Source organism: Silvibacterium sp. (genome assembly GCF_047605705.1).
Taxonomy (GTDB): Bacteria; Acidobacteriota; Terriglobia; order Terriglobales; family Acidobacteriaceae; genus Silvibacterium.
The window spans coordinates 62,550-74,886 of record NZ_JASGFD010000014.1 but is presented as its reverse complement, the minus strand read 5'-3'; the positions used below and the strand labels follow the sequence as shown (position 1 = coordinate 74,886).

Here is a 12,337-nt window from a genome sequence, read left to right as displayed (position 1 = left end):
TCACCAACCGCCCCTGAGGAGATACGTTGGGCTCACGGATTCACAGCACCGAACTCACCCTGCTCATCCTGGTCGTCCTGGTGGCGGCACTGGCAGCGCTCGCCCAGCGGTTGCGTACGCCTTACCCCATCGTTCTCGTCCTCAGCGGACTGGTGCTCAGCTTTTTCCCGCTCATCCCGCACGTCTCCATCAATCCGACCTTCGTCTTCCTGGTCGTGCTGCCGCCGCTGCTCTTTGCCAGCACGCTGAACACAGCCTGGCGCGAGTTTCGCTTCAACCTGCTGACTGTCTCCACCCTGGGCATCGGCCTGGTGGGCTTTACCGTTCTGGGCGTGTCGCTGATCGCCCACCTCTTCATGCCGGAGTTTGACTGGCGCATCGGCGCGCTCCTCGGAGCCGTCGTCTCCACCACCGACGCCATTGCTGTCGGGGCCATCGCCACGAAAGTTGGCCTGCCCGCCGAAGTCCTCGAAATCATCGAAGGCGAAAGCCTGCTGAATGACGCAGCCGGCCTGCTCGCCCTGCAGTTCACCATCGCGCTGGTCACCGATAACGAGATCCCCACCATCCGCGGCGGCGTCTCCGAATTCCTGTGGCTGATGCTGGGCGGCATCGTAGCCGGTCTCATCATCGGCTTCTTCGTCCTGCGCTTCGAGCGGTTCATCATCCGCCACTTCCCCCGCCAGAGCGAGGTGCCGCTGCTGGTCACCATCGCCACGCCATACTTCGCCTATCTCCTCGGCGAAGCGATCCATGCCTCCGGTGTGCTCGCGACGGTCGTCTGCGGACTCTACCTCGGCCGCGCTACCTCGGAGACCTTCAGCATCCAGGCGCGCCTCGATGCGCGCACCGTGTGGAGGACCATCGACTTCGTCCTCAACGGGCTGGTCTTCATCGTCATCGGTCTGCAGCTGCCCACGGTGCTCAACGCCATGCGCGGACCCGGCGGACGCCTGCCCTGGGCCCACATGATCGCCGGCGCTGCGCTGGTTTCGGCTGTGGTCATCGCCGTGCGCATGATCTTCATCTTTCCGGGAGCGCGCATCTCCTGGTATATCCGCACGCGCCTGCTCGACCACCACATCGTCAAGCCGGGACGCAACGAGTTGCTCGTCATGGGCTGGAGCGGCATGCGCGGCGTGCTCACGCTGGCCGCGGCGCTCTCGCTGCCGGAGTACATCTCGAACGGAGACGCCTTCCCGCAGCGCGGGCGGATCATCTTCTACGCCTTCGCCGTCATCCTCGTCACGCTGGTCGGCCAGGGACTCACACTGCCGGCCATGATCCGCAAGCTCGGTGTAGTCGAATCGCAGGAAAGCCTCGACCAGGAGCGCCGCGCCCGCGCCGTCCTGCTCAAGGCCGCGCTCAAGGAGCTGCGGTCGCTGCAGAACGGCGACGAGGAAGGGGAGAACAGCCCCAATGCCATCCTGACGCGTTACTACCGCCAGCGTCTCGAAGATCTGAAGCCGCGCGATGGGCAGACCGAGCCCACGCATCTGCGGCGCTATCAGGAGCTGGCCGCACGCATACGCCGCGTCGAGCGCGATCAGATTCTCAAACTAAGAGCGCAGGGGGCCTTCCGCGAATCCACGCTACGCGATCTGGAGCGCGAACTGGACCTGCTGGATCTGCGGTGGGAGGGATAAGGGTGAAGCCGGAGCTTGGGACTTCACGCGGCTCTGCGGAGGAGTATTCGACGTTAGCAGCTCCTCACGCGGGTGCCCCATGTCTCGCAGAGACGTGGGCAGCACGATGCCGAGTCAGCCGAAGAGATTGGGTCGAGATCGACTGATCCCATGTCTCAAGAGCGAGACATGAAGCACCCGATTGGCAAAAGCAGCGTTGGGTATGATCGAACCGGAAAAGGCTAAGATGAGAACGCTCAAGCAGATATCTATCGTCGTCTTCTTAATTTTAGTTCTGCCCTTTTTCCTAATACTCCTCCTTTTGGGCTGGCGCCCGCAGGGGCAGAACACGATTCAGTCTCTTTTCCCCCGTGAGCCTGAAGGCTTTGCGATTGTGACCTCCGAGCAAAGCGAGGGGAACCCTACGCTTATGTTCTAGTCAATGACGACGGTAGTGCGCGTGAACTTCACAAAACAGAACGAGAGTATTTAGAGACGCCATTCTTGGGATCTGACAGCGGAAGGCCGTATGTGAAATGGCGTTACGGCCAGAAAAATGGGTGGGGAGCATTAGGTGGTTTTCTAAAGAGAACTAGGCTGCCAAAGCGCGTCCACATTGCCCCCGCTCCCCTTGAAGAACGGAAACAAGATGCAAAGGGGGAGATGATCCGGCGAGCGCGTGAGATGGGGTGCGACATCATTGAGAACGCCAATGGTGGCTACACGATCGTGCCGTCGAAAATGTTCCGGTCTGATTTTTAACATCTGAAGACTATCGCGGTGCCGCGACTTTATTGCACACAGGTTGAGTAGTAATGAGAGACGCCGATCGCACCGCTGGACAAGAACACGGCACATTTTCAACTGAAGCTCAACCCCTTAAGAAAAGCTAAGCGGAGCGAACAGCAGCCGGCGTCGCCAGTCCCGCGCCATCCGTCACCGCACGCATCATCGCCTCAAAGCCCATGCAGGAGTTGATCATCATGTGGTACAGCCGGCGATCGCCCCAGTCCTGATCGTAGTAGCGGCGGATGTAGGCCGCACGCCGGCGGTCCGCTGTCGCCAGTTCATGTTCGGCCTCGGCGGCACGCTCGGGGAAGCTCTCCTCAAACCACTTGATCTTGCGCCATTCCGAGGCAAAGACAAAGACGTGGAAGGCGCCGGGAGCCCGCGCCAGCATGCAGGCCGCGCCACGGCCGACAATCACCGCGCCGCCCTCGCGGGCGACCTGTTCCAGGTATTTCTGTACGAAGCTTTGCATGCTCTCGCTGTCGAAGACCTCGGTCTCCGGAGGTGCGGGGAGCCGTTCGACGGAACCATGCCAGAAGGCTTTACTGATGCGGTAGTACCAGGGGTCCAGGCGCTCGTCGCAACGCTCGACCAGCGTTTGCGTCACACCTGCCTTTCGGGCCACTTCTTCCACGAGGCACTGGTCGACCAGCTTCCAGCCCAGGTGCTCCGCCAGGTGATGCGCGAACTCTGCGCCCCGGCTGCCATATTCCCGCTCTACCGTGATCACCCGGATCATGGCCGATCCTCCCTTTGGGGGAAACGTGCGGACTATACGGCTGGGCGCAATCGGCCGTCAATGACTATTGCCGGGACTATCGCCAGTGACTCTTGCCAGATCAACACTCCCGGGTTGAGATTCCCGGGTTGCAGCTATTCCCACATCGCCGGGAATTCGAATTCGCTCTCCGCCTTCGGCAATGCTTTGCCCTGGATCCGGGCAGTCAGGCTGACTGCGCCTTTGCGCACGGCCCAGCCGAGCAGAAAGACCAGACCGACAACCATGCCGGGAATCGCCAGTAATGCCATCCCGACGCATAGCGCGCGCGAGATCATCCGGGAAACCCAGGTCTCCTTGTGCAGCTGAACCAGATCGGACTTCGGAAGACGAGGCAGGGACATCTGCGGGAGAGTGCCTGCGGTGCTGGCATGACGTACGGAGAAGGCAGAGGTGTGCATGGTGTTTCCTTTCAACGAATCCTGCTGACACTCTCCGTGCGGAACACGTTCCAAACCTTCGAGCGGCGTCTTACAGAACTCTTAACAACGTGAATCCTGCTCCTCTCTGCCCTCTACTGGCAATGGCATCAAAGTACTCCCTGAGTCACATCTTGGTAACAGTGACCAATTCCAGTACAGGGGTAATCCCGAAACAGGCCACGGCATGGGAATGGCTCCTCCCACCTTCGTGGGAGGCTTTCGTCATATCTACTGATTTTTGGGAATATTTCCTATTGTTTGAACTCGACTACGGTAGCCCCGGCCCCGCCTTCGTTCTGCCCCGGCTCGGTTACCGATGCGACCTGCGGATGCCGCTGGAGCCATGCGCGCAGTGTCCGCCGCAGCACGCCCATGCCCGTCCCGTGAACGATCCGCACGCGAGGCAGACCATTCAGGAACGCCCGGTCGATGAACTTCTCCACCTCGTCCTGCGCCTCGTCGGCCGTGCGTCCAATCACATTGATCTCCCAGCTGATCGCCGCATCGGGCTCGGCCATGGCTACGCGCACGCCGCTCTGCTTCTTCACCGCCATCAGCGGTGACGTCCTGCCCCCCGCCGTGTTCCCCGGCGCATGGATCACCTCGGCGATCTCGTCACGCGAGACGCGCATCTTCATCGGCCCGATAGCGACCTCAAAGGTGCGTTCGTCCACCTGCCGCTGCACGATCGCCGTTTTGCCCAGCGTCTTCAGCTTCACCGTGTCGCCAGCCGAAACGTTCTTCGCCACGTGCGGTTGCGCGTTGGCGTCGCCTTTATCAGCGCCCGTATGCCGCGCCACCACATGCGAGTTGAAACTCTCCTCGAACTCGCGCCGCAGCCGCGCAATGCGCCGCTCCGATTCCTTCGAGAGCTTCTGCTGCGCGGCCTTGTCGTCGATGGCCTTGATCGTCTCGCGCGCCTGATACTCGAAGTCCTTGAGCAGAGAGGTGAGCTGCTGCTCCATCTCGCGGACCTTTACGCGCCACTCCTTCATGCCCTCGGTTTCGAGCCGGTGCCGCTCACGCCGCAGCTCCGCTTCGAGCTGATGGATCTTCAGCCGCTCTGCGCTCACTTCGCGAATCTGCTCGTGCAGCCGGTCGAGAAAGCGCCCGATGTCGAGCGTCTGCGAGCTCAAGCGTCCGCGCGCCGAGGCAACGATCTCCGGCAGCAGTCCCAGCCGCGAGGCGATGTTGATGCCCGCCGACGCGCCCGGCACGCCCTGCCGCAGTTCATAGGTGGGCGCGAGCGTCTGCTCGTTGAAGCCGACCGCCGCGTTGATGACGCCGTCCGTCGTCTCGGCATAGACCTTCAACGAAGTGTGGTGCGTCGAGATGATCGACCAAGCCCGCGCATGCAGGAAGTGCTCGGCAATGGCCACGGCGAGCGCCGCACCCTCTTCGGGATCAGTGGCCGAACCCAGCTCGTCGAGCAGCACCAGCGATGCGGCATCCGCGCGCGCCGCGATGCGATTCAGGTTGACGATGTGCGCGGAGAAGGTCGAGAGGTTCTGCTCGATCGACTGCGCATCGCCGATATCGGCGAGAAAGGCGTCGAAGATGGGGAAGACAGCCTCGTCCGCCGGCACAGGCACGCCGCTCTGCGCCATCATCGCCAGCAGCCCCGTCGTTTTGAGGCCGACGGTTTTGCCGCCCGTGTTGGGGCCACTGATGATGAGCTGCCGCTCGGCATCGCTGAGCGCGATGCTCACCGGCACGACGCGCCCACCTTCGCCGCGCAGCCGCTTTTCGAGCAGTGGGTGCCGCGCGTTCCTGAGGAGAAGCTCAGGGGCTCCAGCCTCGGCAAAGCGAGGCGCCGCACAGGCGTACTCCCGCGCGAAGCGAGCCCGCGCCTGCAGCGTATCGACCTCGGCGAGCACTTCAGAGCCTTTCTGGATTTCGCCCGCAAACTGGCCAATCTGCCGCGTCATCTGCATGAAGATGCGGTGGATCTCCGCCGTTTCTTCTTCGAAGAGGCGGACAAGATCGTTGTTCAGCTCGATGGTCTCGAGCGGCTCCACGTAGACCGTCTGCCCGCTGGAGCTGGAGCCGTGCACGACGCCGGGCACGCGCCGCTTCCACTCGGCTTTGACGGGGATCACGAAGCGTTCGCCGCGGATGGTGACTACATCCTCTTGGGTCGATCCGCCTTCGGAGTAGCGCCGCAGCGCCGAGCGCAGGCTGTCTTCGATCGCACGCTGTTGCCGCTCCATCTCGCGGCGGATGCGCCGCAGCTCGGGAGAAGCGTCGTCGGTGAGCGAGCCGTCGGGTAGCAGGCGCGATCGCATGGATTCGACCAGCGGGACCAGCGAGACAGTCAGTAGCTCACCGGCCATCGCCCGCAGCCCGTCGAGGCCGTCAGCGAGCGCCTGCGGAGGCGCATTCAGCAATGTGCTCCATGCGGCCACGTCCTCGGCCAGGTTCACCACGCGGCGAATCTCGTCGGCTTCAAGCGCCGCGCCTTCGATGCGCGACTTGGCCAGCAGCATCGAGGCGTCGAACAGAGAGCCGATCGTCGGTCGCGCGCCCTCGCCCAGCAAAAGCTCCATCTCGACGACCAGCGCCAGTTGACCGTCGATCCAGGCGCGGTCCGTCGACGGCGCCAGCTGCTCCAGCCAGCCGCGCCCCATCGAAGACTGGGCGTAGCCAGCCAGAAGGCCGAGAAAACGATCCCATTCGAGAGCCGCAGGGCTACAATCGCTCACGACAGAAGGCACGGAAGACGCGGGGTTCCAAACACTCGCAGACACAGCTTCATCCTACTGCTTTGCCGCTGTCCGGAACCGGACGGCCTGTGTCTGCGTATTCCATACCAGCGCATCTGTTTCCGTGCATTTGCCGCGAAAGGAGATCTCCTATGTTTTGCAGCGCATGTGGTCAGCCCATCAGCCCCGGTCAAGGCTTTTGCACCCGGTGCGGACGACCTGCCGTAGCCGCGGCTGCCGGAACTCCGCCTGCCAACTGGCAGGCCGCGCAAGCGTATGCGGCCCAGCCGTATCCCACGCAGGCTGGCGTCATCCTCGGCCGTGTTCAGCGTCACCTGCAATCGCTCTCGGTGCTATGGATCGCCTATGCCGTCTGGACCCTCTTCCAGTGGGGCATCGCCATGTCCTTCTTCGGAGGGTTCTTCGGAAACTACTTCGGCCACTGGCACCACGGACCCTTCGGCGACATGCCGATGGCGCACATGGCCTGGCTCGGCCCGGTCATCTCCATCACGCTCTTCGGACGCGCCGTTCTGTACGTGGTCACCGGCATCGGCCTCTCGCGCCGCGCACCCTGGGCAAGGGTGCTGGCCATCGTCACTGCGTTTCTGACGATCTGGAAGCTCTTCCTCGGCACGGCGCTGGCCATCTACACACTTTGGGCACTGATGCCCTCGGCCTCGGGCGAGGAATACCGGCAGATCGAATCGCACCAGCCGGTGCTGTGAGCTGGCGATAAGTAGTGAGTCACAAAGACGGTTAGGGATAAAGCGGCTAAGCAGGGTATCGCCCTGCTGGCCGTTTTTGTGACTGCATGCTGGCACGGACACGAAGCGCCGTGCGCACTCGCGCAGTGAAGCCGCGCCGCTGACTCGCTAAACTAGACAGATGGACTTCCCTGTTACCCGCCTGCGCCGTCTCCGCCGCACGGAAGCGATGCGTCGCTTCGTCCGCGAAACCTCCCTCGAGCCCGGCGCGCTGGTGTATCCGCTGTTTCTCTGCCCTGGGGAGGGCGTCCGCCGCGAGATTTCGTCCATGCCCGGCGTCTTCAATCTCTCCATCGACGAAGCCGTGAAGGAAGCCGAAGAGGCCGCATCGCTCGGCATCGGAGGCCTGCTGCTCTTCGGTCTGCCCGAGTCCAAGGACGAACAGGCCACCGGCGCATGGGACAACAACGGCATCGTGCAGCAGGGTCTGCGCGCGCTCAAGCAGAGCCGTTCGGCCAAGGATCTGCTGCTCATCGCCGATGTTTGCCTCTGCGAGTACACCTCGCACGGACACTGCGGCATCGTGCACCAGAACGGCGACGAATACGAGATCGAGAACGACGCGAGCGTGAACCTGATCGCGAAGACCGCGGCTTCGCTGGCCGAGGCCGGAGCGGATATCGTCGCCCCCAGTGACATGATGGACGGCCGCGTCGAGGCCATTCGCGACGAGCTCGATGCCGCCGGCAAGGAGCAGACGCCGATCCTGTCCTATGCCGCCAAGTTCGCCTCGGCCTTCTACGGACCCTTCCGCGAAGCCGCCGACTCGGCGCCGCAATTCGGCGACCGGCGCAGCTACCAGATGGATGGAGCGAACCTGCGAGAGGCCATGCGCGAGATCGAGCAGGACCTTGGCGAGGGCGCGGATATGATCCTGATGAAGCCCGCCATGCCGTATCTCGACGTGATCCGTGCGGCCCGCGAGCGCTTCGATGTGCCCATCGGCGCCTACCAGGTGTCGGGGGAGTACTCGATGCTGCACGCCGCCTTCGCCAAGGGCTGGCTCGAACCCGAGCGCGCCATGATGGAGTCGCTGCTGTCCATCCGCCGCGCCGGCGCAGGGTTCATCGTGACGTATTTTGCCAAGGACGCGGCGAAGGTGCTGGCTTAGGGTCAATCATGTACGAGGAAGACTGGAAGGAATACCGAAGATATCGCCGTGATTTCTGGGTGGCCTTCCTCGGCTATGTTCCAGTTATGTCCACGATAGCCATGCTTTCCTTTTGGCTTTTCCACTCATACACACCCGCTTTTGCTGCCGCGATCTTGTACATGCTCCTATTCGTCGGCGCAGGCATCAGGGCCAGTAGCTTTTCCTGCCCTCGCTGTGGCGAATGCTTTGCTGGCCGAGGATGGTACAACCTCGGCTTTTTTGCGCGAAAGTGCCAGCATTGCGAGCTGAGAAAGTTCGATTTGCAGTAGTCATCTTGCGTGTCGCGCCAAATGGCGCAAAAATATAGCCAGGTGGCCCCTATGTCGATCGCTGAAATTGCCGAGGTTCTGGGCGGAGCGAAGATCTTCAAACGCGCCGTGGAACATCAGGATGAACTTGCATCCTCGATCCGCGCCGGTCTGCCCACAGATACGATCAATATCCTGGCTAACCGGCTCACTATGCCACGCACCGATGTCGCTGCACGCCTCGGCATCCCGCAGCGCACCCTGACGCGCCGTCTTTCTCAGCACGCACGCCTTACGGCGGAAGAATCCGACCGGGCCGCGCGCATGGCCCGCGTCATCGCCCTCGCTTCCGAGGTCCTGGGCTCCGACGAAAAAGCTTCTTCCTGGCTGAACACGCCAAACCGTGCTCTTCGTGCGAAGGCTCCTATCGACGAGATCGGCACCGACCCCGGCTATCGCGCCGTCGAAGAAGTGCTCTACGCCATCGCCTACGGCATGTACAGCTGATGCAGGTTTTCCGTCTTTCGAGCGGGCGCTACGCCGAGCAGGCATTCTCCGGCGTGGGCGGGATGTTCGCCGCTCGCCGCTGGAACGAGAAGGGCCACCTCATCGTCTACACCGCAACGTCGCAAGCGCTCGCAGCGGTCGAATATTTCGTCAATCTCGAACCGAATCAGGCTCCGGAGGATCTCGTCATGCTCGAAGCTTTCGTGCCCGACGATCAGGTCGAAGAGCTCGATCTCAACGCATTGCCTCAAAACTGGTTCGAGCTCGATAGCCGCAAATGCCGGGCCATTGGGACAGACTGGCTCAAGAGCCGACGGTCTCTGGCGCTGAAGGTGCCGTCTGTGCCAGTGCGCGGCGACTGGAATGTGCTGCTCAATCCGGCATATCCTGATTTTTCAACGACCAAGATCGTGGCGCGAGAACCATTTTTCTACGACGAGCGTATGTTTTTGCCTCGCGGCCGTTAAACCTCGTCCAACTCAACAAACAGCTCGCTAAGTGCCACTGCAATCTCGGAGCCGGGGATGGCCAGCACGCCATTCTCCGGTTCCTCAAAGCCGCGCGACGAGCAGACATAGCCCTTACGCAGCGCCGGGTCGATGACCCAGACATGCGCGGTGCCCATCGCCAGGTAGTCGTCCACCCGCTGGCGGATGCGGGCCATGGTGTCTTCGGGCGAAAGAATCTCAACACACAGCAGCGGAGCCTCGCGCAGAATCCGCTCCCACTTCAGGCCTGCGCGGGTCACCGTGATATCCGGCACACGGAAGCGGTGCGGGTTCACCTGCACGCGCAACTCCGGATAGACCTCGACCTGCCACCGCTTCCGATTCTGGCGAAACAGGAAGTAAAAGGCGCCCTGCAGTATGGAATGCTCTTTTTCGCCTAAGTTGCGCTCCTCGATCACCCCGTCCACGTAATCGCAGTCGGGTCGGAAGGACGAGGCTAGATACTCCTCCACCGGAACCTTCACGGGCTGGGGAATCGCGCTCACGCCACCAGTATCCGCCCAAACGCAGCACAATCCAAGCCCTCCCCTCCCTCGCTTACAATGGAATGTTCGGGCCCGGCCGATGCCGTGTCCATCAGTTGGTCACCCTCAGAACGGAGCTAGCTTTGGCAGAGACCATTTACGACGTAGCCGTCATCGGCGGAGGACCCGCCGGATACACCGCAGCCATCCGCGCCGGCCAGTACGGCCTCAAGGTCGCCCTTATCGAAAAGGACAAGGCCCTTGGCGGCACCTGTCTGCTGGTCGGCTGCATCCCGACCAAGGCCCTGCTCTTCAATGCCGAGGTCTATGACCACCTGAAACACGCCAAGGAATACGGCATCGATGGCCTGGGCGAAGGCAAGCTGAACTGGAAGGCCATCCTCGAGCGCAAGAACGGTGTCGTGACGCGCCACACTAAGGGCCTCGACTTCCTGATGCGCAAGAACAAGGTCACGGTCGTCCCCGGCTGGGGCAAGCTCACCGGCGCAGCCAAGGACGGCATCCACACCGTCGAAGTAGCTCCGCGCGAAGGCGAGAAGACCGCGCCGACCGCCGTCAAGGCGAAGAACATCATCCTGGCGACCGGCTCCACCGCCCGTATGCTGCCCGGCCTCACTCCCAGCGACCGCATTCTGACCAACATCGAGATCCTCTCGATGGAGAGCATTCCCAAGTCGCTCATCGTCATCGGCGCAGGCGCCGTGGGCGTCGAATTCGCCTCCATCTTCAAGAGTTTCGGCACCGATGTCTCGATCGTCGAGTATCTCCCGCGCCTGGTTCCGGTCGAAGACGAAGAAGTCAGCAAGGAGCTGACCCGCTCCTTCAAGAAGCGCGGCATCGACATCAACACCGGCGCCAAGGTCGAGAAGGTCGAGACCACGAAGGACGGCGTGAAGGTCACCTTCACCGATTCGAACGGCAAGACCGTCGTGAAGGAAGCCGACCGCGTCCTCGTCGCCGTCGGCCGCGCACCGCGCACCGAAGGCATCGGACTTGAGAAGACCAAGATCGCTCCCGACCGCGGCTTCATCAAGGTGAACGAGTACATGCAGACCGATGAGCCGGGCGTTTACGCCATTGGCGACATCGTCGCCGGCATGCCGCAGCTGGCGCACTCGGGTTCGATGGCCGGCCTGGTCGCAACCGCGAAGATCGCCGGCAAGTACGCGCGCCCCATCAAGCGCAACCGCATCCCCGGCTGCACCTACACCGAGCCGCAGATCGGCTCCGTGGGCCTGACGGAAGCCAAGGCGAAGGAGCTCGGCCACAAGGTGAAGGTCGGCAAGTTCCCGTTCGTCGGCAACTCCAAGGCCACGATCCTCGACGCGCACGACGGCTTCATCAAGGTCGTGTCCGACGAGCAGTACGGCGAAATCCTCGGCGTGCACATCATCGGCCCGCAGGCGACGGAAATCATCGCCGAAGCCGTGACCGCGATCGAGCTCGAAGCCACCATCGACGACATGATGTGGATCATCCACGCTCATCCCACCCTCGCCGAGGCCATGTTTGACGGCTTCGCCAGCGTGGAAGGCAAGGCGATCAACGTTTAACCGCACCAACAGCGAAGCCCGGCCTCTGCGCCGGGCTTCCTGCATTTGAAATGCCATGATCCTCAATCTCGTCCATCTCGGCCGCATCGACTACGCCTCCGCGCTTCGCATCCAGCAGCAGCTCGTCGAGGCGCGCCACCAGCAGCGCATCGGCAATACCCTGCTGCTGCTCGAGCACCCACCTGTGCTCACGCTTGGCCGCAATTCGCATCGCTCGAATGTCATCGCATCCGATGAATTCCTCGCTTCTCGTGGCGTCGAGCTGCATGAGATCAATCGCGGCGGCGACGTGACTTATCACGGCCCCGGGCAGCTTGTTGGCTACCCGATCATGGACCTGCGCAGCTTCACCGTCGGCGGCTCGGAGAAGCGCCTCGGCGCGGTCGATTATGTCCGCCTGCTCGAAGAGGCGTTGATCCGCGCCTGCGCCGACTACGCCGTCCGCACCGAGCGCGTGGCCGGGCGCACCGGCGTCTGGACACTCCCCGGCGGCTCCATCCCCGAGAAGAAGATCGCCGCCATCGGTGTGCACATCTCGCGCGGCATCACCTCGCACGGCTTCGCGTGGAATATCACCACCGACCTGCGCGACTTCCAGCTCATCGTGCCCTGCGGCATCACCGATCGCGATGTCACCAGCCTCGAACTCGAAGCCGATGAAGACCATCGGCCCGCTCCGACCATGGAGAACGCTGTGAACTCCATCGCACGGCACTTCGGCCGCATCTTCGAGCACCAGGTGCTGTGGATCGAATCGATCGAAGAGCTGCTCGCCACACCGCAGCCCTCCGCGATCTAA

Annotated in this window: 12 protein-coding genes; 8 read left to right on the top strand and 4 right to left on the bottom strand. The window is 62.5% G+C overall.

Annotation, left to right across the window (positions count from 1 at the left end):
- The first annotated feature begins 26 nt into the window (after positions 1 to 26).
- Both QM649_RS07310 and QM649_RS07305 read left to right on the top strand, forming a co-directional pair.
- The gene (locus QM649_RS07310) at positions 27 to 1,646 is read left to right on the top strand and encodes a Na+/H+ antiporter (RefSeq protein ID WP_415198365.1); all 1,620 of its coding nucleotides are present in this window, start codon (positions 27 to 29) and stop codon (positions 1,644 to 1,646) included.
- 181 nt (positions 1,647 to 1,827) lie between these two features.
- Positions 1,828 to 2,064, top strand: a complete 237-nt coding sequence (locus QM649_RS07305; protein WP_415198364.1) for a hypothetical protein — start codon at positions 1,828 to 1,830, stop codon at positions 2,062 to 2,064.
- Between the two features lie 450 nt (positions 2,065 to 2,514).
- On the opposite strand, the gene QM649_RS07300 is transcribed toward QM649_RS07305, so the two are convergent.
- From QM649_RS07300 to QM649_RS07290, 3 genes are all read right to left on the bottom strand, one after another.
- Positions 2,515 to 3,153 (bottom strand): AAA family ATPase, encoded by a 639-nt coding sequence (locus QM649_RS07300; protein ID WP_415198363.1) that lies wholly within the window; start codon positions 3,151 to 3,153, stop codon positions 2,515 to 2,517.
- A 134-nt stretch (positions 3,154 to 3,287) separates the two neighbouring features.
- Positions 3,288 to 3,593, bottom strand: coding sequence for a hypothetical protein (locus QM649_RS07295; RefSeq protein ID WP_415198362.1), 306 nt, complete (start codon positions 3,591 to 3,593; stop codon positions 3,288 to 3,290).
- A 272-nt stretch (positions 3,594 to 3,865) separates the two neighbouring features.
- A complete protein-coding gene (locus QM649_RS07290) occupies positions 3,866 to 6,361 on the bottom strand; it encodes an endonuclease MutS2 (RefSeq protein ID WP_415198361.1) in 2,496 nt (831 codons plus the stop codon).
- A 107-nt stretch (positions 6,362 to 6,468) separates the two neighbouring features.
- Between QM649_RS07290 and QM649_RS07285 the strand changes: the two genes are divergently transcribed.
- The 4 genes from QM649_RS07285 to QM649_RS07270 all read left to right on the top strand — a co-directional run bounded on the left by QM649_RS07285 (position 6,469) and on the right by QM649_RS07270 (position 9,458).
- Positions 6,469 to 7,044 carry a zinc ribbon domain-containing protein gene (locus tag QM649_RS07285; RefSeq protein WP_415198360.1) on the top strand — a complete coding sequence of 192 codons (576 nt, stop codon included), beginning with the start codon at positions 6,469 to 6,471 and terminating at the stop codon, positions 7,042 to 7,044.
- A 160-nt stretch (positions 7,045 to 7,204) separates the two neighbouring features.
- Positions 7,205 to 8,194, top strand: a complete 990-nt coding sequence (gene hemB / locus QM649_RS07280) for a porphobilinogen synthase (RefSeq protein ID WP_415198359.1) — start codon at positions 7,205 to 7,207, stop codon at positions 8,192 to 8,194.
- Between the two features lie 362 nt (positions 8,195 to 8,556).
- Positions 8,557 to 8,991 (top strand): antitoxin Xre/MbcA/ParS toxin-binding domain-containing protein, encoded by a 435-nt coding sequence (locus QM649_RS07275; RefSeq protein WP_415198358.1) that lies wholly within the window; start codon positions 8,557 to 8,559, stop codon positions 8,989 to 8,991.
- Complete coding sequence (locus tag QM649_RS07270; RefSeq protein WP_415198357.1) at positions 8,991 to 9,458, top strand: RES family NAD+ phosphorylase; 468 nt, start codon at positions 8,991 to 8,993, stop codon at positions 9,456 to 9,458. The genes QM649_RS07275 and QM649_RS07270 overlap by 1 nt, the downstream gene beginning before the upstream one ends.
- Here QM649_RS07270 and QM649_RS07265 read toward each other — a convergent pair.
- Positions 9,455 to 9,985, bottom strand: a complete 531-nt coding sequence (locus QM649_RS07265; protein ID WP_415198356.1) for a Uma2 family endonuclease — start codon at positions 9,983 to 9,985, stop codon at positions 9,455 to 9,457. The two genes, QM649_RS07270 and QM649_RS07265, sit on opposite strands and share 4 nt — an antisense overlap.
- A gap of 122 nt (positions 9,986 to 10,107) precedes the next feature.
- Between QM649_RS07265 and lpdA the strand changes: the two genes are divergently transcribed.
- Both lpdA and lipB read left to right on the top strand, forming a co-directional pair.
- Positions 10,108 to 11,538, top strand: a complete 1,431-nt coding sequence (gene lpdA / locus QM649_RS07260) for a dihydrolipoyl dehydrogenase (RefSeq protein ID WP_415198355.1) — start codon at positions 10,108 to 10,110, stop codon at positions 11,536 to 11,538.
- A gap of 55 nt (positions 11,539 to 11,593) precedes the next feature.
- Positions 11,594 to 12,337, top strand: a complete 744-nt coding sequence (gene lipB, locus QM649_RS07255; RefSeq protein ID WP_415198354.1) for a lipoyl(octanoyl) transferase LipB — start codon at positions 11,594 to 11,596, stop codon at positions 12,335 to 12,337.